Source organism: Azospirillum largimobile, from assembly GCF_977007025.2.
Genome location: NZ_CDRMUA020000002.1, coordinates 450,001 through 475,207 on the forward strand (window position 1 = coordinate 450,001; position 25,207 = coordinate 475,207).

Consider the following 25,207-nt stretch of genomic DNA (forward strand, 5'->3'; position numbering starts at 1 on the left):
CAGTCCGGCAGACAGACGGTGGGTGCTAAGGTCCATCGTCGAGAGGGAAACAGCCCAGACCGCCAGCTAAGGTCCCCAAATCACGGCTAAGTGGGAAAGGATGTGGGAAGGCCATGACAACCAGGAGGTTGGCTTAGAAGCAGCCATCCTTTAAAGAAAGCGTAATAGCTCACTGGTCTAGTTAAGCCGGCCTGCGCCGAAAATGTATCGGGGCTCAAGCCGTGTACCGAAGCTGCGGATGTGATCTTTGATCACGTGGTAGCGGAGCGTTCCGTAAGCCTGCGAAGGGTGTCCGTGAGGCCGCCTGGAGGTATCGGAAGTGAGAATGCTGACATGAGTAGCGACAAACAGTGTGAGAAACACTGTCGCCGAAAGTCCAAGGGTTCCTGCGCAAGGTTAATCCACGCAGGGTGAGCCGGCCCCTAAGGCGAGGCCGAAAGGCGTAGTCGATGGGAACCACGTTAATAATCGTGGGCCTGGCGGAGGTGACGGATGGGAAAGCGTGTATGTCCTTATCGGATTGGACATGCTGTGGACCCGTTCCAGGAAATAGCCCCGCCGTATAGACCGTACCCCAAACCGACACAGGTGGACTGGTAGAGTATACCCAGGCGCTTGAGAGAATGGTGTTGAAGGAACTCGGCAAATTGCCCTCGTAACTTCGGAAGAAGAGGGCCCCGTTGTGGCGCAAGCCATGGCGGGGGGCACAGACCAGGGGGTAGCGACTGTTTACTAAAAACACAGGGCTCTGCGAAGCCACACAAGGCGACGTATAGGGTCTGACGCCTGCCCGGTGCCGGAAGGTTAAGAGGAGAGGTGCAAGCCTTGAATTGAAGCCCCGGTAAACGGCGGCCGTAACTATAACGGTCCTAAGGTAGCGAAATTCCTTGTCGGGTAAGTTCCGACCTGCACGAATGGCGTAACGACTTCCCCGCTGTCTCCAACACCAACTCAGCGAAATTGAACTCTCCGTGAAGATGCGGAGTTCCCGCGGTCAGACGGAAAGACCCCGTGCACCTTTACTACAGCTTTGCAGTGGTGCTAGGGACTTCATGTGTAGGATAGGTGGGAGGCTTGGAAGCCTGGGCGCCAGCCCGGGTGGAGCCAACCTTGAAATACCACCCTTGAAGTCTCTGGCATCTAACCGTGGCCCGTGATCCGGGTCCGGGACCCTGCATGGCGGGTAGTTTGACTGGGGCGGTCGCCTCCCAAAGTGTAACGGAGGCGCGCGATGGTGGGCTCAGAGCGGTCGGAAATCGCTCGTCGAGTGCAATGGCATAAGCCCGCCTGACTGCAAGACTGACAAGTCGAGCAGAGACGAAAGTCGGCCATAGTGATCCGGTGGCTCCACGTGGACGGGCCATCGCTCAACGGATAAAAGGTACGCCGGGGATAACAGGCTGATGACTCCCAAGAGTCCATATCGACGGAGTCGTTTGGCACCTCGATGTCGGCTCATCACATCCTGGGGCTGGAGCAGGTCCCAAGGGTTCGGCTGTTCGCCGATTAAAGTGGTACGTGAGCTGGGTTTAGAACGTCGTGAGACAGTTCGGTCCCTATCTGCCGTGGGTGTCGGAGTTTTGCGAGGATCTGTCCCTAGTACGAGAGGACCGGGATGGACATACCTCTGGTGCACCGGTTGTCACGCCAGTGGCATGGCCGGGTAGCTAAGTATGGACGGGATAACCGCTGAAAGCATCTAAGCGGGAAACCCACCTCTAAACCAGAGCTCCCTTGAGAGCCGTGACAGACCATCACGTCGATAGGAGGCATGTGGACGGGCAGCAATGTCTGAAGCTAAGCCTTACTAATCGCTCGATCGGCTTGATCTCGACCCCACAAACCGCGCCATGCGCAGCAGCAAGCCTGCTTGTTGGGCCCTGCTTGACGCAACACCGCCAGTTCGATACATTCTCACCCTCACTTGCACTGAACAGCGCTACGCTTCGGATTAGCGTCGGTCTTGAGCCTTGGTGACCTGGTGGTCATGGCGAGGTGTCAAACACCCGATCCCATCCCGAACTCGGCCGTGAAAAGCCTCCGCGCCAATGGTACTGCGTCTTAAGACGTGGGAGAGTAGGTCGCCGCCAGGTCACTCAGGCTCAAGAGACGCCAAACCGAAGCAAACACGCTGGCATCGTCACGAACATCAGAAACGCCCCGGCTCTCACCAGCCGGGGCGTTTTGCCGTTTGGGCCGTCTTCTTCAGATCTCCCGCTTGGTCATCTGGTCGGCGATGTACTCCGCCTGCCTGATCGCCAGCGCGACGATGGTGAGGGTCGGGTTCTCCGATGCTCCGGTGGTGAACTGGCTGCCGTCTGAAACGAACAGGTTCTTGATGTCGTGCGCCTGTCCCCATTTGTTGACGACGCCGTCGCGGGCGTTGGCACTCATGCGGTTGGTGCCGAGATTGTGGGTGGACGGGTAGGGCGGCGTGTTGATGGTCCGGACCGCTCCCACCGCGTCATAAACCGCCGAGCCGCGCCCATAAGCATGGGTGCGCATGGCGATGTCGTTGGGGTGGTCGTCGAAATGCACGTTGGGAATGGGCAGGCCGAACTTGTCCTTCTCGGTCGCGTGCAGGCTGACGCGGTTGGTCTCGCGCGGCATGTCCTCCCCCACCAGCCACATGCCGGCGATATGATCGTAGGCATCCAACACCGAGCTGAAATCGCGGCCCCAGGCACCCGGATCAAGAAAGGCGGCCATGAAGGGCACGCCGAGCGACAGGGTTTCCATTTCGTAGCCGCCGACGAATCCGCGCCGCGGGTCGAAGCGCGATTCGTCCTTGATGATACCGGCCATTGTGGTGCCGCGATACATGTGCACCGGCCGGTCGAACACCGCATAGACCGAACCGGTCATGTGGCGCATGTAGTTGCGCCCGACCTGACCGGAGGAGTTCGCCAGCCCGTCCGGGAACATCGTCGAGGCCGAATTCAGCAGCAGGCGCGGACTTTCGATCGAGTTGCCGGCCACCGCGACGATGCGGGCCTTCTGCCGCTGGATGGCGCCGGTGCCATCGGCATAGAGCACGGCATTGACCCGGCCCCTGGCGTCATGCTCGACCTTCAAGACCTGGGCGTTCGGCCGGACCTCCAGGTTGCCGGTGGCCTCGCCCTTGGGGATCTCGGTGTAAAGGGTGGACCATTTCGCACCCGATTTGCAGCCCTGGAAGCAGAAGCCGATCTGCTGGCAGGGTCCGCGGCCATCGCGCGGCTTGCTGTTGATCGACATGTTGCCGGTGTGGAAGTCGGTGTAGCCCAGCTTTTTGGCGCCAGCCGCCAGAACCTTGTAATTGTTGTTGCCGGGCAGCCGCGGGATGCCGTTGGTGCCGGTCGTGCCCATCTTGAACTCGGCCTTGGCGTAGTAGGGCTCCATCTCCGCCAGCGTCACCGGCCAATCGAGCAGGTTGGCCCCCTCCACCTCGCCATAGGTCGTGCGTGCCTTGAACTCATGCTCCTGGAAGCGGAGCGAGGCGCCGGCCCAATGGACGGTGGAGCCGCCGACCGCCTTGACGATCCAGGCCGGCAGGTTGGGAAAGTCCTTCGCCACCCGCCAGGCCCCCGACGTGGTGCGCTTGTCGAGCCAGGAGATCTGCGAAAAGCTTTTCCATTCGTCGTTCACGAAATCCTGGATTTCGTGGCGCCCGCCGGCTTCCAGGCAGACGACCTTGATCCCCTTCTGGGCCAACTCGTTCGACAGCGTGCCGCCGCCGGCACCCGATCCGATCACCACCACGACGCTGTCGTCATCCATCGCGAATTTCGCAGCCATGTCTCGATCCTCCCCGTTACGGGCTTTTGTGGGTATTCATTGAGGCAGGTCGGCAGGAGCGTCAGGCGTCCTTGATCCAATCGAGATCGTCGAACCCGCGGTGGATGTAACCGCCATATTCGGCCGACGCCCCTTCGTAGCCGAGCTTCGCCCACACCTCCGGCTGGTTGTAGAGGGCGACCACCATGTCGCCGCGGACCTTGCGGAAGAACGGGGTGGTTTCGATGGACTTCAGCACAGTGACGCGGTCCGCCTCCGCCGGGATGGCGGCGTAGGGGGCGTTGCGCAGCTTGCGCGCGGCGGTATCGAGTGCCACAGCGCCCTCATTGAGCTGGCCGGCCAACGTCGCGTCCTTGGCGGCTTCCTGGTCCATCGAGGCAAGCGCCTTCTCGTAATAGGCGTCGCCCAGCCGGTCGTGCGGATAGAGGTCGCGCACCATCACCAGAAGCGTTTTGGCAGCGTCCGGCTTGATGGCCGTCAGCGCGTCGGCCCAGGCCGGCGTTGCCGCGATCGACACGACACCGCTGGAGACCGCGCCCGCCGCCGCCACCGAAGCGGCCGAGGTTTTGAGGAAATTCCGCCGGTTGAACCGTGTCCGTTTGTCGAGAACGCGCATGATCGACGTCTCCTTCCCAAGTGGTTTGTTCTTGTCGTCAAAACTCAGCGATAGCGGCCGTGGCGTTGCAGGACCTCGGTCTTGTAGCCGTCCGGATCGGTGACGAAGAAAAAGCGGGCCAGCAGCGCGCCGCCGGGGGCGAACTCCTTCACCGGCGTTACCGGGAAGCCCAAGGCCGACAGCCGGGCGTGCTCCCGCTCCAGATCGTCCACCGCGACCGCCATGTGGCCGTAGCCGTCGCCATGGGTGTAGGGGGTGGTGCGGTCGTGGTTGACGGTCAGCTCCAGTTCGAAATCGTTCTCCGCATTGCGCAGGTAGATCAGCGTGAAGCCGTCGAAGGCCAGCCGCTCGGCCGGCTCAAGCCCGAAGGCCTTCGCGTAGAAGTCCAGAGACCGCTGTTCGTCAAGAACGCGCACCATCATGTGGATGATCTTGGCCATGATGCTTCCTGCGATGTCGTTGTGGGGCCGGGTCAGCGGGTGGCGCTGGTTTCCAGGAAATTGACGATGCTCTTGCGGACGCTGCCGTCGTCCTGCCGGTAGTTCATGTAGCTGCCGGGGAGGAACGCGTTCGAATTCTCCAGCCAGCGCTCCAGATGGCCGGCGTCCCAGGCGAAGCCGGCGCCGCGCAACGCGTCGGAGTATTCGAAGCCAGCCGCCGAGCCGGCTTTGCGGCCGATGACGCCAAACAGCGGCGGTCCGGCGCGCGGGCCATCGTCCTTCTTCACCGTATGGCAGGCTCCGCATTGCTGCCGGAACAGCGCCTCTCCTTCCGCCGCCGCGGATTTCCGCGTAAAGGGCGAGAACGGTATGGACAGCAGGAGCAACAGCATCACCCAGCGGTGCGGCGACAGTTTCGCGTGCATCGCATGCCTCATCTTTCAAAATCCCTCCCGATGCGTGGGGTGGCGCCTGCGCTTTTCTTTGCCGGATCAGCCGGGCAGGTGGCCGGGGCGGCGGCGTTGACTGGGAAAAGCAAGCGTCATGCCATCTGATGATCGGCTGTCGGAGGCCAGGTGCTGGGGCGTTTTCCAAGAAGTTCGGCGGTATCGAGTGTCCCGACTGTTTCGTTTTGAGACACATGCCCGCGACAGATCGTCTCATGATGGGACAGTGGGCACCGCAAACATTCTTTAAAATTGGTTTGGCGTCGCCGCTTGGCGGCTTGGCACGGCGGTTGCTTAACAGCGTCGACGATGCAGCCGCCCCGGTTCGGCGGCCGCAAACGGCCTGAAACCAGATGATTTCCGATATCGCGCTGCCGGCTTCCCGCGGGCAGGCCGGCACGCCTCTGATCGCCATCGGCGAACGGCACGATCCTTCAGGCCCGATCCTTAAGCCCGACCATCGGAACACCATCATCAAAATCATGGGGAGAGACGACATGCCGGATGGATTGACGCTGAACAAGATCACCAGCCAGAAAGGCATCGGCATCACCGAGGCGGCGCGCCGCGTCGCCGATCTCGGCTGGACGCCGTCCTACGTCAAGGAGGCGATGGCATTCCCGACCGACTACAAGATTTCCAAGGCGCCGCGCGACCCGATGAAGCAGGTCCTACGCTCCTACTTCCCGATGCAGGAGGAGAAGGACAACCGCGTCTACGGCGCGCTGGACGCGGCGCTGCGCGGCGACATGTTCCGCAACGTCGAACCGCGCTGGATCGAGTGGATGAAGCTGTTCCTGGCGATCATCCCCTTCCCCGAGATCTCGGCGGCGCGGTCGATGGCGACGCTGGGCCAGCTGGCGCCGGGCGACGATCTGCGCACCGGCTTCACCATGCAGATGATCGACGAGTTCCGGCACTCGACGATCCAGATGAACCTCAAGAAATGGTACATGGAGAACTACATCGACCCGGCCGGCTTCGACATCACCGAGAAGGCGTTCGGCAAATGCTACGCCACCACCATCGGCCGGCAGTTCGGTGAGGCCTTCCTGACCGGCGACGCCATCACCGCGTCGAACATCTATCTGCAGGTCGTGGCGGAGACCGCCTTCACCAACACGCTGTTCGTCGCCATGCCGTCGGAAGCGGCGCGCAACGGCGACTATGCCCTGCCAACGGTTTTCCTGTCGGTGCAGAGCGACGAATCCCGCCACATCGGCAACGGCCATTCCATGCTGATGTCGGTGCTGAAGGAGCCGGACAACCATCTGCTGCTGGAACGCGACATCCGCTATTCCTTCTGGCAGAACCACATGATCGTCGACGCCGCCATCGGCACGATCATCGAATACGGCACCAAGAATCGCGACAAGAACAAGGAATCCTACGCCGAGCTGTGGCACCGCTGGATCTTCGAGGATTACTACCGCACCTACATGCTGCCGCTGGAGAAGTACGGCATCAAGATCCACCATGACGACGTTCACGAAGCCTTCGACAGCATCGTCAAGAAGAACTACGTCCACAAGATCGCCCAGTTCTTCTCGGCCGGCTGGTGGGCCAATTTCTGGCGCATCGAGGCGATGACCGAGCGCGACTTCGAGTGGTTCGAGAGCAAGTATCCGGGCTGGTATGACGAGTTCGGCGTCTGGTGGGAGAATTACGCCAAGCTCAGCAAGCCCGGCAGCGTGCCGATCACCTTCGCCGACACCGGCTACGTCTATCCGCACCGCTGCTGGTCGAGCCTGGTGCCCTGCGTGATCCGCGAGGACTTCCAGGTCGACGAGGTGGATGGCGAGCTTTACACCTACGCCTCCGAGGTCGACCGCTGGACCCACAAGGAGGCTTTCGCCGCCGAATACCAGGGTCGCCCGACCCCGGCTATGGGCCGCTTCTCCGGCCGGCGCCAGTGGGAGGAGGTCTATGACGGCTGGGACCTCGCCGATGCCATCCAGGACATGGGCTTCGTCCGCCCCGACGGGAAGACGTTGGTCGCCCAGCCGCATCTGTCTTTCGAGGAGAAGGACATGTGGACGCTGGACCATGTGCGCGGCCACACCATCCGCAGCCCGCTGCTGGCGCTCCGCGAGATGACGCCGCAACAGCGGCAGGCGCATGTCGAGGAATACCGCAAGGGCTTCAAGATCCGCCGGGTCTGATTCCAGGGCTGTCGCATTTGGCAGGCGCATGCGGTTAAAGCCCCTCTCCCCTTGCGGGAGAGGGGATGGGGTGAGGGGTTGCAAACTCAGGATTTTCGACGGCCTACGGCCGCTCCACCCCCATCCCAACCCGCGGGTCGGCAAAACGCCGTTGGCGTTTGGCCGATCCCGCCCCGCAAGGGGAGAAGGGCATCCGAACCGCAACGTCATTACTCCGACATCAAATGCGATGACCCATGGGTCTGATCCCCTGCCTCACCAATCGGGACCGTTGCCTTTCCCATGAAAGGCGAACGCGCTCCCTTGCGGAGATCGACAGACCATGACCGCACAAGCGCTGCACAACAGTCCGGCCGTCCACACGGTGCGGCTGGAGCCGGTCGGCATCGAAATGGAGGTCGCGGAAGGGGAAACCATCCTCGACGCGGCCTTCCGCCAGGGCGTCTCGCTGATGCATGGCTGCAAGGAGGGGCAATGCTCCGCCTGCAAGTGCCTGCTGATCGACGGCGACGTGGAGATGCTGAAATACTCCACCTTCGCGCTCTCCGATCCGGAGCGCGACAGCAACCACATCCTTCTCTGCCGCTCGCTGGCCTACAGCGACGTGGCGGTGGAACTGCTGAACTATGACGAGGATCTGCTGTCCCGCTCCATCCCGGTGAAGGATTTCGCCGCCCGGCTGGCGGCGGTGGAGCCGCTGACCCACGACATCGTCGCAATTGCGCTGGAGATGGACCAGCCGATGAAGTTCTGGGCCGGCCAATATGCCGACATCACGCTGCCCGGTATCGGTCTCACCCGGTCCTTCTCGATGGGCAACCCGCCGGCCGATGGCAACCGGCTGGAGTTCATCATCAAGAAATATCCGGACGGCGCCTTTTCCCGCCAACTGGACGGCGGCCTGTCGGTCGGCGACCGGGTGACCGTCCGCGGTCCCTACGGCACCTGTTTCCGCCGCGAGGGGAGGGAAGGGCCGATGATCCTGGTCGGCGGCGGTTCGGGCATGGCGCCGCTGCTGTCGATCCTGCGCGATCAGGCCGCCAGCGGCGAGACACGGCCGGTGCGCTTCTTCTACGGCGCCCGCAGCCGCCGGGACCTGTTCCACCTCGACCTGTTCGAGGAATTCGCCCGCAGCCTGCCGGATTTCGCCTTCATCCCCGCCCTGTCCCATGCCGAAGAGGGCGACGGCTGGACCGGCGAGACCGGCTTCATCCACGAGGTGCTGCGCCGGCACCTGTCTGACATGGCGGAGGTGGAGGAGGCCGACGTCTTCTCCTGCGGGCCGCCGCCGATGATCGACGCGGTGCTGCCGGTCCTGCAGATGGCCGGCATCGATTCCGCACGCGTCTATTTCGACAAATTCACCCCCGCCACCCGCTGAGCCGGGATTTTGCAAATACGGGAGGAAAGACGATGACCATGCAGGAAACCGAAACCACAGCCACCTCTGCCGCCGCCGGAGCCAAGGTATTTCCGGGATCGGACAGCCGCCGCTACAATTACTTTGAGCCGAAGGGCCGCAAGGCGACCCATTACGAGGACGTGACGGTCGACGTCCAGCCCGATCCGGAGCGCTACCTGCTCCAGAACTGGATCATCTCCTTCGGCGACGGCACGCCCACATATTCCAAGGACTGGACCGCGCTGAAATGCACGGACTGGCACGGCTTCCGCGCGCCCGACCAGGAATGGGAACGCACCCATTACCAGCGCCAGTCCACCATCGTCGGCATGATCCAGAACGTGGTGGACAACGCGCGGCGCGCCGGTGCGCCCCAGCGTTTCGACAAGGCCTGGGTCGCCGTGCTCCAGAACCATGTCGGTGCCTTCAAGCATGCTGAATATGGGCTGGGCACCGCGCTGATGCGGGCGCAACGCTATGGCTACACCCAGATGGTCAACAACGCCATCCTGACCAACGCCTCCTACAAGCTGCGCTTCGCCCAGGATCTGACGCTCTATCTGGCGGAAGTGGGCAGCGACATCGGCGGGTTCGACCTCGACGCCGGCAAGGCGCACTGGCTGGAAGACCCGATCTGGCAGCCCTGCCGCGAGGCGGTGGAGCATATCCGCGCCGCGACCGATTTCCTGGAGCAGTACTTCGCCGTCAACCTCGTCTTCGAACCGCTGGTGGGCGAGCTGTTCCGCAGCGGCTTCGTCATGCAGGTGGCGGCGGCGCAGAACGACTTCTCCACCCCGTCGGTCATCTCGGCGGCGGAAGCCGATTATGAGCGGAACCTCGCCAATGCGGTGGAGCTGTTCGCCCTGCTGCTGCGCGACCCGGCGCATGGCGAGGACAACCGCACCATGCTGCAGAGCTGGTTCTCCCACCACGGCGGTCTGGCGGTGAAGGCGGCGCTGCAGTTGCAGCCGCTGTGGTCGCTGCCGCGGGTCAAGGCGGCGAGCTTCACGGACGCCTTCGAGCGGGTGCGCAATCGCGTCGCCGCCATCGGGCGCGAAATCGGCATCGACGCCGACTTGCCGGCCCTGCCGCCGGTCGAGGTCGGGCAGCCGGCTGCCGCGGCTGCCGTCACCGACGCTGCGGCCGAGTGATCCTTCCCGCATCTCCGCCACAAGAGGACGAAGACCATGAGCGTCACCACCGTGCAGCAGCTTTTCAAGCCGCTGAAGGACATCACCCAGGACGGCACCATCTCGCACCAGTGCGGCGTGACGATGAACGACAGCGTGGAGGCGCGCTGCATCGCCGAGGTGATGGAGAGCAAGCCCGGCATCACCGTCACCTACCTGCCGGCGATGATCCGCATCGACGGCGAGGGCAAGATCGAGTTCAAGATGAGCGAGATCGGCGAGGCTCTCGGCCGCGAGATGACCCCGCACATCTTCGAGATCTCCACCTCCACCCACTATGGCCGCATGGTCATGATCGACGAGGACACCGTCGTCCTCTTCGGCAACATGGATGACGCGCTCGCTTACGAGTGATGCGTGAGATCTCCCTCTCCCCCGCTCACGCGCAAACTTTGTTTGCGCTGACGCGACAGGCGGACCTTTGGTCCGCCGAAAGCGGGGAGAGGGTCGGGGTGAGGGGGATGCATCGCGTGGCTATTTCGAAAATCCTCGCCGCGCATCCCCCTCACCCTAACCCTCTCCCCGGGGGGGAGAGGGAATCCTTTTCAAATCCACAAAATCAAGAATGGGAGGGAACGAGACCATGCCGAAGATGATGCTGCACCGTGCCGAGGCGCGGGCCGCGCTTGCCCGTGGGGTCGGCAAGCTGGCGCTGGCGGTGCGCGGCACGCTGGGGCCGAAGGGGACGAATGCGATCATCGACCGCCCCATCGGCACGCCGATGATCTCCCGCGACGGCGTCAGCATCGCCGCCGAGATCGAGTTGCCCTGCCGCTTCGAGAATATGGGCGCCCAGGTGGTGCGCGAGGTGTCGAAGCAGACCAATGACGTGGCCGGCGACGGCACCACCACCGCCACCGTGCTGGCCGACGCGCTGATCCAGGATGGCGTTGCCGTACTGGCGGACGGCCATGGTTCGGTGGAGTTGGTGGAAGGGATGGAGCGTGCCTGCGGCTTCGTCGTCGATCGGCTGCGCGGCATGGCCCGGCCGCTGGCGGGCGGTGCGCAGCTGGAGCAGGTGGCGACGGTCGCGGCGACCGATCCGGCGCTCGGCCGGCTGGTGGCGGACGCCCTGCGCCGGGTGGGAACGGAGGGCGTGATCGACATCGAATACGGCCAGCCGGGCGCACCGACCGCGTTGCATGTGCTGGAGGGCATGGTGCTGGACCGCGGATTCCTGTCGCACCACATGGCGACCGAGCCGACCGGCCAGGCTGCGGTGCTGGAACGACCCCGCATCCTGATGACGGACCACAAGATCACCGATCCGGAGCCGCTCCTGCGCCTGATCGACCGCATCGCCGACAAGCGCCCGCTGCTGGTCGTCGCCGATAGTGTGGCGCCGGAGGTGGTGGCGGCGCTGATGGCGCTGCGCCGGGATGGCCGCGCCACGGTGGTGGCGATCAACCCGCCGGAATTCGGCCATTGGCGTCAGGCGATGATGGAGGACATCGCGATCCTGACCGGCGGGCGCGTGATCGCCCGTGACCTCGGCGGGCGCCTCGACAGCGTGACGGCGGACGATCTGGGGGGTGCCGACCGCATCGAGGTGTCCGCCGGCCGCACCACCCTGCTGCGCGGCCATGGCGATCCGGACGCGCTGGCCGCCCGCCGCGCGCTGGTGCAGCGCCAGTGGGAGGAGGCGCCGCCCAACATCGAGCGGGACAAGCTGTCCCAGCGATTGGCGAAGCTGACGCACGGCACCGCCCTGATCGAGGTCGGCGGCGCCACGCCGGTGGAACAGAAGCGCACGGCCCAGCTTCTGGAGGATTCGCTTGCCGCCGCCCGTGCCGCGCTGGCCGACGGGGTGCTGCCCGGGGGCGGCACCGCGCTGGCCCGCATCGCCCCGCTGCTCGACCGGCTGGCCGCGGATGTCGGGGAGGGCGAGCGCGCCGGGATAAGGCTGGTGCAGCGGGCGATGCTGCAGCCCCTGGTCTGCATCGCGGAGAATGGCGGACTGGACGGGGCCGGCATCGCCGCGCGCCTCGCAGAGCTTCCCGACGGCACCGGGTTCGATGCGCGCACCGGCCGGTTCGGCGACCTGTTCGCCGCCGGCATCATCGACCCGGCCAAGGTCACCACGCTGGCCCTGGTGAACGCGGTGTCGGTCGCCAAGCTGGTCCTGACCACCCACACCCTGGTCGCCGACATCCCCGACGACGTCGATCCCACCGCAGGCCCTGCCCGCGGCGGCGGGATGGAGCGCTACGGGCGCGCCTGAACCGGGTCCGGCGGCAGGAAACCTCCACCTTCGGGGAAAGGGGCTGGGAAAAAAGCCATAGAGTATTCCGCTACTACCGCTCCCGCTTCGGTTCGGCTTATGGTTTCTTATACCAACAATACAGAATGCGGAGGATCGGGGCGGTCCTCCGCATCCGGACCGAAGGACAATCGGCGCACGGACAATAAACAGCAAAGGACGCCGGGAAGCAGGGAGGGGACAGTGTTGGCCAATGAAGAGGTCGCCATCGGCCGTTCGGCCGTTGCGTCATCCGGTCCGGCGTTCCATGCGCTGGCCCATGGCGAATTGACTGGCGAACGGGCGACGATGAAGGCGTGGGAGGACTTCGTTTCCGGATCGCGGCAGGAAAATCTGCCGGTCCGCGACGTGGTCATCCGGTCCTGGGCGCGGTGCCAGAGCTTTCTGGTCGATGCGCGGGCGGACGCGGCGCCGGTGGTCGGCGCCGACCATGTCGAGGCTCTGAGACGGGAGAATCGCGAACTCCTGCAGGCCGCAGCCACCACCCTGGCGGAGGCGGCGGATCTTCTCGCCGGGACACGGACGGTGATGCTGATCACCGATGCCAACGGCGTGGTGCTGGAGGCGGCGGGCGACCGGGCGACGCTGAACGCGGCACGCGACATCAGCCTGGGCTGCGGCGGCCATTGGAGCGAGAGCTGCGCCGGGACCAACGGCATCGGCACGGCACTGGCGTCCAAGACGCCGGTGCTGGTCCAGGCGGCCGAGCATTACTGCGCCGGCATCAAGGGGTGGAGTTGCGCCGGCGCGCCGATCCACGATCCGCTGGACGGGTCGGTCGTCGGGCTGCTCGACATTTCCGGACTGAAGCAGGGGTTCAGCGCCCAGGCACTGGCGCTGGCGGTGGTCGCCGCCCGGCAGGTGGAATGGAACCTCGCCCGCCAGACCGAGGCGGAGCATGTCCGCCTGCTGGAAGCCTGCCTGGAGGACAGCCAGAAATATGCCGGCGAGGGGCTGATCGCACTGGATGCGCGTGGCCGCCTGCTCTACGCCAGCCGCAAGGCGGCGCATCTGCTGAAGGCCAGCCTCGGGTCGGACCTGCCTCAGCTCAGCCGCGGTACGAGGCTGCCCATCGTCGGGATCGCCGATATGGCGTCGGGCAAGCCGGCGGAGAGCCATCAATCGGGTGGCCATCTGCCCGTGCCGGCCGACTGGGTCCGGCCACTGATGCTGGACGGCGAGCGGCGCGGCACTTTGCTGGTCATCCCCCGCGCAGCCTCCTGCCGCCTGCCCGCCGGCCGCCGCACGGCGTCCGACGAGACCGACCATGCACGGTCGCGCTTCGGCGACATCGTCGGGGCCAGCGACAGCCTGCGCGCGGTGATCGGCCAGGGGGAGCGGCTGGCGCCGCTGCCGGTTCCCATCCTGATCGAGGGGGAGACCGGCGTCGGCAAGGAGCTGTTCGCGCGGGCCATCCACGGCCACAGTGCCGTGGCCGGCGGACCGTTCATTCCCTTCAATTGCGGTGCCGTGTCGCGCGAGATGCTGGGCAGCGAGCTGTTCGGCTATGTGCGCGGTGCCTTCACCGGGGCGGCGGCGGAGGGGCGGACCGGCCGTTTCGAACTGGCCGACGGCGGCACGCTGTGCCTGGACGAGGTCGGCGAACTGCCGCTCGACCTGCAGCCCTATCTGCTGCGGGTGCTGGAGGAAGGGGTGTTGTACCGCATCGGCGACAGCACGCCGCGCCGGGTGTCGGTCCGGCTGCTCGCCATGACCAACCGCAACCTGCGCCATGAGGTGGCCGCCGGCCGGTTCCGCCGGGACCTGTATCACCGCCTCGCCGTCACCGCCCTGCGGGTGCCGCCCTTGCGGGAACGGCAGGGAGACGTGCCGCGCCTGATCGCCCATTTCAACGACCTGCTGGCCGATCGGCACGGGCGGGATCCGGTCCGTTTCACGGCGGCGGCGCTGGAGCGGCTGCACCGCTATGACTGGCCGGGTAATGTGCGGGAACTGAGGAATCTGGTGGAACGCGCGGTCCTGCTGTCCACCGGCGGAATGGTCGACGTGAGCGATCTCCCCGAAGAACTCCGGGACGGCTGCGGCGGCGTGGCCGCGGAGGGTTGGCCCCTGCCGGGTCCGCCGATGCCGATGCCTGTGTCTCCCGACCCGTCGGCCATGTCCCTGACGGTGACGGAGCAGCGGACCATCGAGGACGTGATCGCCGCCACCGGCGGAAACCTGTCGGACGCCGCCGCGGTGCTGGGCATCTCCCGCAGCACCCTGTACCGCAAGCTGAGCCAGCACGGCATCCGGCGCGATGGCATCGGCAAAGGGATGGGCGCCGCCCGTGCCTGATCCCGTTTGCCGCAGGACAGCATAACCGCTCCAGGGAGGGCCGGTGCATGTGCCAGATCTTCGTCAACACCGACCCCATCCTGTACGAGGCGCGGTCCCGCTCGGTCCGCATCCATGGCATGGTGACCAGCATCCGGCTGGAGAACCTGTTCTGGAATGTCCTCGCCGACATCGCGGCGGAGCAGGGGACCACCACGAACCGCCTGATCGTCACCCTGTATGACGAGGTCGTGGAGGTCCACGGCGCGGTCCAGAATCTCGCCTCCTTCCTGCGTGTCAGCTGCGTGCGCTATCTGACCATGGCTCCCGGCACTGTTTCCGAGGCCGGCGGGCAGGCGAGGGGCGTGGTTCCCGTATCGGAGGGCGGTGCGTCCGTTCTTGCCTTCCAGCGGGATCGCCGGCTGTCGGACGATGCGTGACGGTGCGGTCGGGAAGACACGTCAGCTGCTTGGCGCAAGCGCCCGATGGCCGGCTTGGATGCTGTCGATGATCGCCTGCCCACGCTCCAGCAGGTAGCTGCGCAGCTGCGCGTGCACCGGCAGCAGCGGCAGGCTGCGGCGGTGGGCGATGTACCAGGATCGCATCAGCGGCAGCCCCTCCACCTTCAACTCCCGCAGCATGCCCAGCGCCAGTTCCAGGTCCACGGTGTGGCGCGACAGCAGGGCGACGCCGATGCCGGCCATGACAGCCTGCTTGATCGTCTCGTTGCTGCTGGAGGTCATGACGATGCGCGGCGAGAAGCCCTGTCCGTGAAAATAGGCGTCGGTCAGCGCCCGCGTGCCGGCCCCTTCCTCCCGCGCGATGAAGCCGCTGTCGGCCAGATCGGACAGGCGCAGGGATGGGGCGTCGGCCAGCGGATGGGTCGGCGCGCAGATGATGATGCTGGGATGGCGGGCGAAGGGCTCCGCCAGCAGTTCATCCTCGTCCAGCGGGCGGCCCATGATGGCGAGGTCGACTTCGCCCTTGGCGACCATCGCATTCACCTCCCGCCGGTTGCCGTCCTGGAGATGGATCGACACTCCCGGCCGCTCCGCCTGGAAACGGGAGACCATGTGCGGGGCGATGTATTTGGCGGTGCTGACCAGCCCGATGGTGACGTTGCCGCCGGTCACCCCCTTCAGCGCCTGCATCCGCCGGTCGGCGTTCTCCAGCGCCTGGAGGATCAGTGTCGCATGGTCCAGCAGGTCGCGCCCGGCCTCCGTCAGCACGACGCCGCGGCCGACCCGCTCGAACAGCGGAAAGCCGCAATGCCCCTCCACCTGCTTGATCTGGAACGAGACCGCTCCCGGCGTCAGGCCGAACTGCTCCGCCACCCGGGCGAAGGACAGGCTGCGGGCGGCGGCGGTGAAGATCTGCAGCTGGCGCAGCGTGGCGTGCTGGATGGTCATCGGCCGGCCCATTCACGAGGAATCCCTAGCCATACTGTGCTGTATATTTGAATTTTCCTCAATAGTACGTGGGGCTAACGTTTTCAGCGGAACGAACCGAACGCCACCGGCGAGGTGAAGACGATGAACTACGTATCGACGACGCTCCCTAAGGATCAGAAGGCCGCCGAGGGGGTGGTCAGCGACCCGAAGGCCCGCTACCGGCCGGGCGTGCTGAAATACCGGCAGATGGGCTATTGGGAGCCCGACTACGAACCGAAGGACACCGACGTGCTCGCCGTCTTCCGCATCACGCCGCAGGATGGCGTCGACCCGGAGGAAGCGGCGGCGGCGGTCGCCGGCGAAAGTTCCACCGCCACCTGGACCGTGGTGTGGACCGACCGCCTGACCGACTGCGAGCGCTATCGCGCCAAGGCCTTCCGCGTCGATCCGGTGCCCGGCACGCCCGGCCAGTATTTCGCCTACATCGCCTATGAACTCGACCTGTTCGAGGAAGGGTCGATCGCGAACCTCACCGCGTCGATCATCGGCAACGTCTTCGGCTTCAAGCCTTTGAAGGGGCTGCGGCTGGAGGACATGCGGATCCCCGTCGCCTATCTGAAGACCTTCCAGGGGCCGGCAACCGGCATCGTGGTGGAGCGCGAGCGGCTGAACAATTTCGGCCGGCCGCTGCTGGGCGCCACGATGAAGCCGAAGCTGGGCCTGTCGGGCCGCAACTACGGCCGCGTGGTGTACGAGGCGCTGAAGGGCGGGCTCGACTTCACCAAGGATGACGAGAACATCAACTCGCAGCCCTTCATGCATTGGCGCGACCGCTTCCTCTACTGCATGGAGGGGGTGAACCGCGCCGTCGCCGAGACCGGGGAGGTCAAGGGCACCTACCTGAACGTCACCGGCGCCACCATGGAGGACATGTACGAGCGCGCCGAGTTCGCCAAGGAATTGGGCAGCGTCATCATCATGATCGACCTGGTGATCGGCTACACCGCCATCCAGTCGATGGCGAAATGGGCGCGGCGCAACGACATGATCCTTCACCTGCACCGCGCCGGCCATTCCACCTACACCCGGCAGAAGAGCCACGGCGTGTCCTTCCGCGTGATCGCCAAGTGGATGCGCATGGCCGGCGTCGACCACATCCATGCCGGCACCGTGGTCGGCAAGCTGGAAGGCGATCCCAACGTGATCCGCGGCATCTACGACACCTGTCGCGAGACCCATGTCCCGCAGAACCTGCAGCACGGCATCTTCTTCGACCAGCCCTGGGCCGGTCTGAAGCGGGTGATGCCGGTGGCGTCCGGCGGCATCCATGCCGGGCAGATGCACCAGCTGCTCACATATCTGGGCGAGGACGTGATCCTGCAGTTCGGCGGCGGCACCATCGGCCACCCGGACGGCATCCAGGCCGGCGCCACCGCCAACCGCGTCGCGCTGGAAGTGATGGTCAAGGCCCGCAACGAGGGCCGCGACATCTGGAACGAGGGGCCGGAAATCCTGCGCGACGCCGCCCGCTGGTGCGCCCCGCTGCGCGCCGCGCTCGACACCTGGAAGGACGTCACCTTCGACTACGCCTCCACCGACAGCGTCGATTACGTCCCCACCCCCACCGCGGCGATGTGAGAAAGAGAGTTTTCCATGCGATTGACACAGGGCCAATTCTCCTTCCTGCCGGACCTGACGGACGAGGAGATCACCAAACAGGTGCAATACGCTCTCGACCAGGGCTGGGCGGTGGCGGTGGAGTTCACCGACGATCCGCACCCGCGCAACAGCTATTGGACGATGTGGGGCAACCCCATGTTCGACCTGCGCGACGCCAAGGGCGTGATGATGGAGATCGACGCCTGCCGCACCGCCCATCCCGACCAGTACGTCAAGGTCCTCGCCTTCGACAGCTCCCACGGGTTCGAGACGGTGCGCATGTCCTACCTGATCAACCGCCCGGCGGTGGAGCCCGGCTTCGAGCTGCTGCGCTCCGAAGGGCCGGGGCGGCGCATCGGCTACACCGTGCGCAGCTATGCCACCGGCCGTCCGCCGGGCGAGCGCTATGGCGGGGAGAGCCGTCATGGAACGTGAACGGGGGGAGCGTGAGATCGGGCCGGGCCATCTCCTCGCCCCCTCCATTCTGTCCGCCGATTTCGCGCGGCTGGGCGAGGAGGTGGAGCGGGTGGTGGAGGCCGGATGCGAGGTCGTCCACGTCGACGTGATGGACAACCATTACGTTCCGAACCTGACCATCGGCCCGCTGGTCTGCGCCGCCATCCGTCCGCGCACCCGCGCCGTCATCGACGTCCATCTGATGGTGCGGCCGGTCGATGCGCTGGTGCCGCTGTTCGCCAGGGCCGGCGCCGACATCATCAGCTTCCATCCTGAGGCGTCGGATCATCCCGATCGCACCCTTGCGCTGATCCGCGAGCAGGGCTGCCGCGCCGGTCTGGCGCTGAACCCGGCCACGCCTCTGGCCCATCTCGACCATGTGATGGACCGGCTGGACCTGATCCTCGTCATGTCGGTCAATCCCGGCTTCGGCGGCCAGTCCTTCATCCCCTCCGCCTTCGAGAAGATCGCCGAGGTCCGCCGCCGCATCGACCGCCACCGCGAGCGCACCGGCCGCGACATCCGGCTGGAGGTGGATGGCGGCATCAAGCCCGACAACATCCGCGCCGTCGCCGATGCCGGGGCAGACATCTTCGTCGCCGGCTCGGCCATCTTCGGCGCTGCGGACGCCGACGGCGGCTACCGCGGCGTGGTCGGGCGGATGCGCGCTGCCCTGATGAGGGAACCGGAATGGAGGGCGGCATGAGCGGGGTGGCCGACCTTCTCGAACCCGAAACCTATGACCGCCCGGCCGATGCGCCGTCCGTCGATCTCGATGCGCTCTACCGCGAATCCGGCATCGGCGAGATGCTGGCGGGGATGGACCGCGAACTGGTCGGGCTGATGCCGGTGAAGACCCGCATCCGCGAGATCGCCGCCCTGCTGCTGGTGGAACGGGCACGGCGCAGCATCGGCCTCCGGGCGGAGCCGCCGTCGCTGCACATGTGCTTCACCGGCAATCCCGGCACCGGCAAGACCACCGTGGCGCGGCGCATGGCCGGGCTTCTCCACGGGCTGGGCTACATCCGGCGCGACCATGTGGTCAGCGTCACCCGCGACGATCTGGTCGGCCAGTATATCGGCCACACCGCGCCGAAGACGAAGGAGGTCCTGAAGCGCGCCATGGGCGGCGTGCTGTTCATCGACGAGGCTTATTACCTCTACCGGCCGGAGAACGAGCGCGATTACGGGCAGGAAGCCATCGAGATCCTGCTGCAGGTGATGGAGGACAATCGCGACGATCTGGTCGTAATCCTCGCCGGCTATCGCGACCGCATGGAGGTCTTCTTCCGCTCCAATCCCGGCATGGCGTCGCGCATCGCCCATCATGTCGATTTTCCCGACTACGAGGCCGGCGAACTGCTGGAGATCGCGCGGCTGATGACGGAGGGCATGCAGTACCGCATGGCTCCGGAAGCCGAGCGGGCGATGGGCGACTACATCCTCCGCCGCATGGCCCAGCCGCGCTTCGCCAATGCCCGCTCGATCCGCAATGCGCTGGACCGTGCCCGCCTGCGTCAGGCCAACCGCCTGTTCGAGGCACGCGGCAGCGCCATCGCCGCCGCCGACCTGCTGACCATCGCCGAGGAGGACATCCGCCAAAGCCGCGTCTTCGCACAATAGGCCGGCAACAAGCCGGCCGGACAAAACACGAGAGAGGGGGAACCGATGCCGCACCGTCACACGACCTTCAGCAAATTCATCATCGAGGACCAGCGCCGCCGCGGCGGGGCCGACACCGACCTGACCGCGCTGCTCAACGACGTGCAGACCGCGTGCAAGTTCATCGCCAGCGCCGCCGCCCGCGGGTCGCTGACGCCGTCCGCCGGCCAGCCCGCCACCGCCCATTTTGCCGCACCGGCTCCCGAACCCAGCGTCAATGTCCATGGCGAGACGCAGAAGCCGCTGGACCTGATCGCCAACGAGATCATGCTGCGCACCTGCGAATATGGCGGCAAGCTCTGCGGCATGGCGTCGGAGGAGATGGAGGAGCCCTACCGCATCCCCCGCGAATACCCGCGCGGCCGCTATCTGCTGGCCTTCGATCCGCTGGACGGCTCGTCGAATGTGGACGTCAACCTGACGGTCGGCACCATCTTCTCCATCCTCAAGGCGCCCGACGGGGTGGACGAGCCGGAGGTGGAGCATTTCCTGCAGCCCGGCACCCAGCAGGTGGCGGCGGGCTTCGCGCTCTACGGCCCGGCCGACATGATCATCGCCACCTTCGGCGAGGGCGTGCACGGATTCACGCTCGACCGCGAGATCGGCGCCTACACCCTGACCCATCCCGACATGCGCATCCCCGACCATGTCTGCGAATTCGCCATCAACAGTTCCAACGCCCGCTTCTGGGAGCCGCCGGTGCGCCAGTATGTCGAGGAATGCATCAAGGGCAGCTCCGGCCCACGCGAGGCGGATTTCAACATGCGCTGGATCGCCTCGCTGGTGGCGGAGGTCTACCGCATCCTGATCCGCGGCGGCGTCTTCCTCTATCCGCGCGACGCCCGCCCCACCCACAAGCCGGGCCGGTTGCGCCTTCTCTACGAGGCGAACCCCATCGCCATGCTGGTGGAGCAGGCGGGCGGGGCGGCCAGCACCGGGCGGCAGCGCATCCTCGACATCAAGCCGATGGCCCTGCATCAGCGCGTGCCGGTGATCCTGGGATCGAAGGCGGAGGTTGAACGGCTGGTCGCCTATCACGCCGCCTACGACCGGGGGGAGGAACTGGCCTTCCACGCCCCGCTGTTCGGCAGCCGGTCGCTGTTCCTGCCGTCCGAAACCGCGGCACTCGGCTGAAGGAGGAGGATGCCATGTCGGCCCGTCATCCGATCATCGTCGTCACCGGCTCCTCCGGCGCCGGGACCACCACCGTCACCCGCACCTTCCAGCAGATCTTCCGGCGCGAGGCCATCGCCGCCGCCATCGTCGAGGGCGACAGCTTCCACCGCTACGACCGCCGGGAGATGCGCGCCAAGGTCGCCGAGGCGCAGGAGGAACCCCATTCGACCTTCAGCCATTTCGGTCCCGACGCCAACCTGTTCGACGAGTTGGACGACCTGTTCCGCAGCTATGGCGAGACCGGCGGCGGCCGGACACGCAAATACCTGCATGACGAGAAGGAGGCCGAACCCTACGGCCAAGACCCCGGCACCTTCACGCCGTGGGAACAGATCGAGCCCGGAACCGACCTGCTGTTCTACGAAGGCCTGCACGGCTGCGTGCGCACCGACCGCGTCGATCTCGCGCGCCATGCCGACCTGAAGATCGGCGTGGTTCCCATCGTGAACCTCGAATGGATCCAGAAGATCCACCGCGACCGCAACTTGCGCGGCTATTCGGAGGAGGCCATCGTCGACACCATTCTGCGGCGCATGCCCGATTACGTGAAATACATCTGCCCGCAGTTCAGCAGCACCGACGTGAATTTCCAGCGCGTGCCGACGGTGGACACCAGCAACCCCTTCATCGCCCGCGACATTCCGACCTCGGACGAGAGCATGCTGGTCATCCGCTTCACCCGGCCGAAGGGGATCGACTTCCCCTATCTGCTGTCGATGCTGAAGGACAGCTTCATGACCCGGCCCAACACCATCGTCTGTCCGGGAGACAAGATGGCGCTGGCGATGCAGCTGATCTTCACGCCGATGATCTGGCAGCTGGTCGACCGCAAGAAGAAGGCGTTCTGAGGGGGGCTTGAAAAGGACGGCGCAGACGGAATGTGCGGCCGTTTTGCAGCTTGGAAGCCCTTCTCCCCTTCGCGGGGCGGGATCGGCCAAACGCCAACGGCGTTTTGCCGACCCGCGGGTTGGGATGAGGGGGCGGCCGAAGGCCGGATGCGAACCACAAACTTCCACCCCCTCACCCCAACCCCTCTCCCACGAGGGGAGAGGGGCTTTGATGCGGCCTGAAAGTCCAACACCAGGGGAGGACACCAACCATGAACGCGTCGATGACCGCGGCCGTCGAGGTCCGCGAACAGGAGCGGCTTGTCTTGCCGCCTGCCGATCTCTCCAGCCGCGCTCCGGGGCGCCGCCTGCTGGCGAATGCGCTCCGCATTCTCGCCATCGATGCGGTGGAGGCGGCGAATTCCGGCCATCCCGGCATGCCGATGGGAATGGCCGACATCGCCGAGGCGCTGTGGCGGCGCCATCTGCGCCACAATCCCGCCGACCCGCGCTGGCCCGACCGTGACCGCTTCGTGCTGTCGAACGGGCACGGCTCGATGCTGCTTTACGCGCTGCTGCACCTGACCGGCTACGACCTGCCGATGGAGGAGCTGCGGCGCTTCCGGCAACTCGGCTCGCGCACGCCGGGGCATCCCGAATATGGAGTGACGCCGGGGGTGGAGACGACCACCGGGCCGCTGGGGCAGGGCCTCGCCAACGCCGTCGGAATGGCGCTGGCCGAACGTCTACTTGGGGCGGAGTTCAACCGGCCGGGGCACCGGATCGTCGACCATCGGACCTTCTGCTTCGTCGGCGACGGCTGCCTGATGGAAGGGATCAGCCATGAAGTCTGCTCGCTGGCCGGCACGCTGGGGCTGGAAAAGCTGGTGGTCTTCTATGACGACAACGGCATTTCCATCGACGGCCCCGTCACCGGCTGGTTCGCCGACGACACGGCGGGGCGGTTCGAGGCCTATGGCTGGCGGGTGATCCGCGAGGTCGACGGTCACGATGCCTACGCGCTGGACACCGCCATCGACGAGGCACTGGCTCCCTGCGGCAAGCCGACGCTGGTCTGCTGCCGGACGGTGATCGGCCATGGCACTCCCAACCGGGCCGGATCGGCCGAGGCACATGGCGCGCCGCTGGGATCGGCCGAAGTCGCCGCGACCAGGGCCGCGCTCGGGTGGACCTCCCCGCCCTTCGAGCTGCCGGAGGAGGTGCGCGCCGGCTGGGACGCCCGGCGGCGCGGTGCGGCGGCACAGGCCGACTGGCAGGCCCGCTACGATGCCTATGCCGATGCCCACCCGCAACTCGCAACCGAGTTCCTGCGGCGCATGCGCGGCGATCTGCCGGAGACTTTCGCCGAGGCCGCCGACGCCTGGATCGCCGCCGTCGCGGAGCGGGCGGAGCCGATGGCGTCGCGCAAGGCGTCCCAGCAAGCCATCCAGGCGCTGGCCGACTTGTTGCCGGAACTTCTGGGCGGATCGGCGGATCTCACCGGCTCCAATCTGACCGATTGGCGGGGGAGCGGCGGGCGCCACCTGCATTACGGGGTGCGGGAGTTCGCCATGGCCGCGGTGATGAACGGCATCGCGCTGCATGGCGGCTTCCTGCCTTTCGGCGGCACCTTCCTGGCTTTCTCCGACTACTCCCGCAACGGCCTGCGCCTGTCGGCGCTGATGGGGCTGCGCGTTGTCCATGTCTTCACCCATGACGGCATCGGCCTGGGCGAGGACGGCCCCACCCATCAGCCGGTCGAGCATGCCGCCAGCCTGCGCCTGATGCCGAACCTCGACGTCTGGCGCCCCTGCGACGCCCTGGAAACCGCCGTCGCGTGGCGTGCGGCGGTGGAGCGGGCGGACGGGCCGAGCGCCCTGCTGCTGTCCCGCCAGACCTTGCCGGCCCAAGGATCGGGGCCGGTCCAAGGAACGGGTCAGACCGGTGCGGAGCGCGCCCGTGATGCCGCCCGCGGCGGCTATGTGCTGGCCGACGACGAGCGCCCTGACGTGGTGCTGATCGCCACCGGGTCCGAGGTCGCCATCGCCATGGAGGCACGGCGGCTGCTCGCCGGCCGGGGCATCGCCGCCCGCGTCGTCTCGATGCCCTGCTGCGAGGTCTTCGACCGCCAGGACCCGGCATGGCGCCGTGCCGTGCTGCCGGCCGGCGTTCCCCGGCTGGCGGTGGAAGCCGGGGCGACCGGGCTTTGGCGCGCCCATGTCGGGCTGGACGGCGACGTGGTCGGCCTGGACCGCTACGGCGAATCCGCCCCTGCAGCCGACCTCTACCGCCATTTCGGCATCACTGCGGAGGCGGTGGCGGAACGCGCCCGACGCCTCTGCTCCCCCCAGATTTGAACCGGAGACCTCCCGCGATGGCCCTGATCTCCCTCCGACAGCTCCTCGACCATGCGGCCGACCATGGCTATGGCGTGCCGGCCTTCAACATCAACAACATGGAACAGATCCAGGCGATCATGCAGGCGGCGGACGACTGCGCCAGCCCGGTGATTCTCCAGGCTTCGGCCGGGGCGCGCAAATATGCCGGCGAGCCGTTTCTGCGCCACATGGTGCAGGCGGCGGTGGAGATGTGGCCGCACATTCCCGTCTGCCTGCATCAGGATCATGGCGCCAGCCCGGCCGTCTGCCAGCAGGCGATCCGCTCCGGCTTCACCAGCGTGATGATGGACGGTTCGCTGCTGGACGACATGAAGACGCCGGCCGGCTACGACTACAACATCCGCGTCACCCGGCAGGTGGTCGAGCAGGCGCACGCCGTCGGCGTCTCGGTGGAGGGCGAACTGGGCTGCCTCGGCTCGCTGGAGACCGGGCGGGCGGGGGAGGAGGACGGCTCCGGCGCCGCCGGCACGCTGTCGCGCGACCAGCTGCTGACCGATCCGGAGCAGGCGGCGGATTTCGTGGCGCGGACGGGTGTGGATGCGCTCGCCATCGCCATCGGCACCAGCCATGGCGCCTACAAGTTCAGTCGCCGACCGGATGGCGAGGTGCTGGCCATCGACCGCATCCGCGCCATCCATGACCGCATCCCCGATACCCATCTGGTGATGCACGGATCGTCCAGCGTGCCGCAGGAGTGGCTGGAGATCATCCGCGCCCATGGCGGCAGCATCCGCGAGACCTATGGCGTCCCGGTGGAGGAAATCCGCGAGGGCATCCGCAACGGCGTTCGCAAGGTCAACATCGACACCGACATCCGCCTCGCCATGAGCGGCAGCCTGCGCCGCGCGATGATGACGCGGGCGGAGGAGTTCGACCCGCGCAAGTTCCTGGCCGAGGCGACCAGGGCCGCCCGGGCGCTCTGCCGCGAGCGGTTCGAGGCCTTCGGGGCGGCCGGGCAGGCGGACCGGATCGCCCCGCTTCCGCTGGAGCGCATGGCCGCCCGCGCCGCGGCACTGGAGTTCGCGGCGATGGAGCGGCGGTCGCCCGCGGTGATGGCGTCGGGCTGA

At 66.2% G+C, this 25,207-nt stretch carries 20 protein-coding genes and 2 rRNA genes (1 of these 22 cut by a window edge); 17 read left to right on the plus strand and 5 right to left on the minus strand.

Annotated elements, in window-relative coordinates; all coding sequences use genetic code 11:
- A 23S ribosomal RNA gene (locus tag ACWPKK_RS15390) occupies positions 1 to 1,832 on the plus strand (it extends 914 nt beyond the left edge of the window).
- A 145-nt stretch (positions 1,833 to 1,977) separates the two neighbouring features.
- Positions 1,978 to 2,093: ribosomal RNA gene (gene rrf / locus ACWPKK_RS15395) — 5S ribosomal RNA — on the plus strand.
- A gap of 112 nt (positions 2,094 to 2,205) precedes the next feature.
- Here the strand turns inward: rrf and ACWPKK_RS15400 are convergent.
- The 4 genes from ACWPKK_RS15400 to ACWPKK_RS15415 all read right to left on the minus strand — a co-directional run bounded on the left by ACWPKK_RS15400 (position 2,206) and on the right by ACWPKK_RS15415 (position 5,258).
- The gene (locus ACWPKK_RS15400) at positions 2,206 to 3,777 is read right to left on the minus strand and encodes a GMC family oxidoreductase (RefSeq protein ID WP_452005648.1); all 1,572 of its coding nucleotides are present in this window, start codon (positions 3,775 to 3,777) and stop codon (positions 2,206 to 2,208) included.
- Between the two features lie 61 nt (positions 3,778 to 3,838).
- Positions 3,839 to 4,393 (minus strand): twin-arginine translocation signal domain-containing protein, encoded by a 555-nt coding sequence (locus ACWPKK_RS15405; RefSeq protein WP_324865099.1) that lies wholly within the window; start codon positions 4,391 to 4,393, stop codon positions 3,839 to 3,841.
- A gap of 44 nt (positions 4,394 to 4,437) precedes the next feature.
- Positions 4,438 to 4,833 (minus strand): VOC family protein, encoded by a 396-nt coding sequence (locus tag ACWPKK_RS15410; RefSeq protein ID WP_452005651.1) that lies wholly within the window; start codon positions 4,831 to 4,833, stop codon positions 4,438 to 4,440.
- Positions 4,834 to 4,865: 32 nt separating this feature from the next.
- Entirely contained in the window at positions 4,866 to 5,258 is a 393-nt protein-coding gene (locus ACWPKK_RS15415; protein ID WP_324865103.1) for a c-type cytochrome, read from the minus strand.
- A 518-nt stretch (positions 5,259 to 5,776) separates the two neighbouring features.
- Between ACWPKK_RS15415 and ACWPKK_RS15420 the strand changes: the two genes are divergently transcribed.
- From ACWPKK_RS15420 to ACWPKK_RS15450, 7 genes are all read left to right on the plus strand, one after another.
- Positions 5,777 to 7,441 (plus strand): aromatic/alkene/methane monooxygenase hydroxylase/oxygenase subunit alpha, encoded by a 1,665-nt coding sequence (locus ACWPKK_RS15420; protein ID WP_452006655.1) that lies wholly within the window; start codon positions 5,777 to 5,779, stop codon positions 7,439 to 7,441.
- Between the two features lie 322 nt (positions 7,442 to 7,763).
- Complete coding sequence (locus ACWPKK_RS15425) at positions 7,764 to 8,822, plus strand: 2Fe-2S iron-sulfur cluster-binding protein (RefSeq protein ID WP_452005655.1); 1,059 nt, start codon at positions 7,764 to 7,766, stop codon at positions 8,820 to 8,822.
- Positions 8,823 to 8,854: 32 nt separating this feature from the next.
- The gene (locus ACWPKK_RS15430; RefSeq protein ID WP_452005658.1) at positions 8,855 to 9,994 is read left to right on the plus strand and encodes an aromatic/alkene monooxygenase hydroxylase subunit beta; all 1,140 of its coding nucleotides are present in this window, start codon (positions 8,855 to 8,857) and stop codon (positions 9,992 to 9,994) included.
- 36 nt (positions 9,995 to 10,030) lie between these two features.
- The gene (locus ACWPKK_RS15435) at positions 10,031 to 10,387 is read left to right on the plus strand and encodes an MmoB/DmpM family protein (protein ID WP_085086548.1); all 357 of its coding nucleotides are present in this window, start codon (positions 10,031 to 10,033) and stop codon (positions 10,385 to 10,387) included.
- A gap of 229 nt (positions 10,388 to 10,616) precedes the next feature.
- Positions 10,617 to 12,254, plus strand: a complete 1,638-nt coding sequence (groEL, locus tag ACWPKK_RS15440; protein ID WP_452005661.1) for a chaperonin GroEL — start codon at positions 10,617 to 10,619, stop codon at positions 12,252 to 12,254.
- Between the two features lie 222 nt (positions 12,255 to 12,476).
- Positions 12,477 to 14,591 carry a sigma-54-dependent Fis family transcriptional regulator gene (locus ACWPKK_RS15445; RefSeq protein ID WP_452005663.1) on the plus strand — a complete coding sequence of 705 codons (2,115 nt, stop codon included), beginning with the start codon at positions 12,477 to 12,479 and terminating at the stop codon, positions 14,589 to 14,591.
- Positions 14,592 to 14,638: 47 nt separating this feature from the next.
- A complete protein-coding gene (locus ACWPKK_RS15450) occupies positions 14,639 to 15,010 on the plus strand; it encodes a ribbon-helix-helix domain-containing protein (protein ID WP_452005666.1) in 372 nt (123 codons plus the stop codon).
- 21 nt (positions 15,011 to 15,031) lie between these two features.
- Here ACWPKK_RS15450 and ACWPKK_RS15455 read toward each other — a convergent pair whose 3' ends face one another.
- The gene (locus ACWPKK_RS15455; protein WP_452005669.1) at positions 15,032 to 15,979 is read right to left on the minus strand and encodes a LysR family transcriptional regulator; all 948 of its coding nucleotides are present in this window, start codon (positions 15,977 to 15,979) and stop codon (positions 15,032 to 15,034) included.
- Positions 15,980 to 16,102: 123 nt separating this feature from the next.
- On the opposite strand from ACWPKK_RS15455, the gene ACWPKK_RS15460 reads away from it, so the two are divergent.
- The 8 genes from ACWPKK_RS15460 to fba all read left to right on the plus strand — a co-directional run bounded on the left by ACWPKK_RS15460 (position 16,103) and on the right by fba (position 25,207).
- The gene (locus tag ACWPKK_RS15460; RefSeq protein ID WP_452005672.1) at positions 16,103 to 17,599 is read left to right on the plus strand and encodes a form I ribulose bisphosphate carboxylase large subunit; all 1,497 of its coding nucleotides are present in this window, start codon (positions 16,103 to 16,105) and stop codon (positions 17,597 to 17,599) included.
- Positions 17,600 to 17,614: 15 nt separating this feature from the next.
- Positions 17,615 to 18,055 carry a ribulose bisphosphate carboxylase small subunit gene (locus tag ACWPKK_RS15465; RefSeq protein WP_452005675.1) on the plus strand — a complete coding sequence of 147 codons (441 nt, stop codon included), beginning with the start codon at positions 17,615 to 17,617 and terminating at the stop codon, positions 18,053 to 18,055.
- A complete protein-coding gene (gene rpe / locus ACWPKK_RS15470; RefSeq protein WP_452005678.1) occupies positions 18,045 to 18,782 on the plus strand; it encodes a ribulose-phosphate 3-epimerase in 738 nt (245 codons plus the stop codon). The genes ACWPKK_RS15465 and rpe overlap by 11 nt, the downstream gene beginning before the upstream one ends.
- Entirely contained in the window at positions 18,779 to 19,699 is a 921-nt protein-coding gene (cbbX, locus tag ACWPKK_RS15475; RefSeq protein ID WP_452005681.1) for a CbbX protein, read from the plus strand. The genes rpe and cbbX overlap by 4 nt, the downstream gene beginning before the upstream one ends.
- A gap of 45 nt (positions 19,700 to 19,744) precedes the next feature.
- Positions 19,745 to 20,872, plus strand: coding sequence for a class 1 fructose-bisphosphatase (locus tag ACWPKK_RS15480; protein WP_452005684.1), 1,128 nt, complete (start codon positions 19,745 to 19,747; stop codon positions 20,870 to 20,872).
- A gap of 14 nt (positions 20,873 to 20,886) precedes the next feature.
- Positions 20,887 to 21,762, plus strand: coding sequence for a phosphoribulokinase (locus ACWPKK_RS15485; RefSeq protein WP_452005687.1), 876 nt, complete (start codon positions 20,887 to 20,889; stop codon positions 21,760 to 21,762).
- 263 nt (positions 21,763 to 22,025) lie between these two features.
- A complete protein-coding gene (gene tkt, locus ACWPKK_RS15490) occupies positions 22,026 to 24,098 on the plus strand; it encodes a transketolase (RefSeq protein ID WP_452006658.1) in 2,073 nt (690 codons plus the stop codon).
- Positions 24,099 to 24,115: 17 nt separating this feature from the next.
- Positions 24,116 to 25,207: a class II fructose-bisphosphate aldolase gene (gene fba, locus ACWPKK_RS15495; protein ID WP_452005689.1), complete on the plus strand. Its 1,092-nt coding sequence runs from the start codon at positions 24,116 to 24,118 to the stop codon at positions 25,205 to 25,207.

Excerpts from the sequence above, each read along its gene's own strand:
- ACWPKK_RS15400 (WP_452005648.1), bottom strand. The coding sequence starts at position 3,777 with ATGGCTGCGAAATTCGCGATGGATGACGACAGCGTCGTGGTGGTGATC.
- ACWPKK_RS15405 (WP_324865099.1), bottom strand. The coding sequence starts at position 4,393 with ATGCGCGTTCTCGACAAACGGACACGGTTCAACCGGCGGAATTTCCTC.
- ACWPKK_RS15410 (WP_452005651.1), bottom strand. The coding sequence starts at position 4,833 with ATGGCCAAGATCATCCACATGATGGTGCGCGTTCTTGACGAACAGCGG.
- ACWPKK_RS15415 (WP_324865103.1), bottom strand. The coding sequence starts at position 5,258 with ATGCACGCGAAACTGTCGCCGCACCGCTGGGTGATGCTGTTGCTCCTG.
- ACWPKK_RS15420 (WP_452006655.1), top strand. The coding sequence starts at position 5,777 with ATGCCGGATGGATTGACGCTGAACAAGATCACCAGCCAGAAAGGCATC.
- ACWPKK_RS15425 (WP_452005655.1), top strand. The coding sequence starts at position 7,764 with ATGACCGCACAAGCGCTGCACAACAGTCCGGCCGTCCACACGGTGCGG.
- ACWPKK_RS15430 (WP_452005658.1), top strand. The coding sequence starts at position 8,855 with ATGACCATGCAGGAAACCGAAACCACAGCCACCTCTGCCGCCGCCGGA.
- ACWPKK_RS15435 (WP_085086548.1), top strand. The coding sequence starts at position 10,031 with ATGAGCGTCACCACCGTGCAGCAGCTTTTCAAGCCGCTGAAGGACATC.
- groEL (WP_452005661.1), top strand. The coding sequence starts at position 10,617 with ATGCCGAAGATGATGCTGCACCGTGCCGAGGCGCGGGCCGCGCTTGCC.
- ACWPKK_RS15450 (WP_452005666.1), top strand. The coding sequence starts at position 14,639 with ATGTGCCAGATCTTCGTCAACACCGACCCCATCCTGTACGAGGCGCGG.
- ACWPKK_RS15455 (WP_452005669.1), bottom strand. The coding sequence starts at position 15,979 with ATGACCATCCAGCACGCCACGCTGCGCCAGCTGCAGATCTTCACCGCC.
- ACWPKK_RS15460 (WP_452005672.1), top strand. The coding sequence starts at position 16,103 with ATGAACTACGTATCGACGACGCTCCCTAAGGATCAGAAGGCCGCCGAG.
- ACWPKK_RS15465 (WP_452005675.1), top strand. The coding sequence starts at position 17,615 with ATGCGATTGACACAGGGCCAATTCTCCTTCCTGCCGGACCTGACGGAC.
- rpe (WP_452005678.1), top strand. The coding sequence starts at position 18,045 with ATGGAACGTGAACGGGGGGAGCGTGAGATCGGGCCGGGCCATCTCCTC.
- cbbX (WP_452005681.1), top strand. The coding sequence starts at position 18,779 with ATGAGCGGGGTGGCCGACCTTCTCGAACCCGAAACCTATGACCGCCCG.
- ACWPKK_RS15480 (WP_452005684.1), top strand. The coding sequence starts at position 19,745 with ATGCCGCACCGTCACACGACCTTCAGCAAATTCATCATCGAGGACCAG.
- ACWPKK_RS15485 (WP_452005687.1), top strand. The coding sequence starts at position 20,887 with ATGTCGGCCCGTCATCCGATCATCGTCGTCACCGGCTCCTCCGGCGCC.
- tkt (WP_452006658.1), top strand. The coding sequence starts at position 22,026 with ATGACCGCGGCCGTCGAGGTCCGCGAACAGGAGCGGCTTGTCTTGCCG.
- fba (WP_452005689.1), top strand. The coding sequence starts at position 24,116 with ATGGCCCTGATCTCCCTCCGACAGCTCCTCGACCATGCGGCCGACCAT.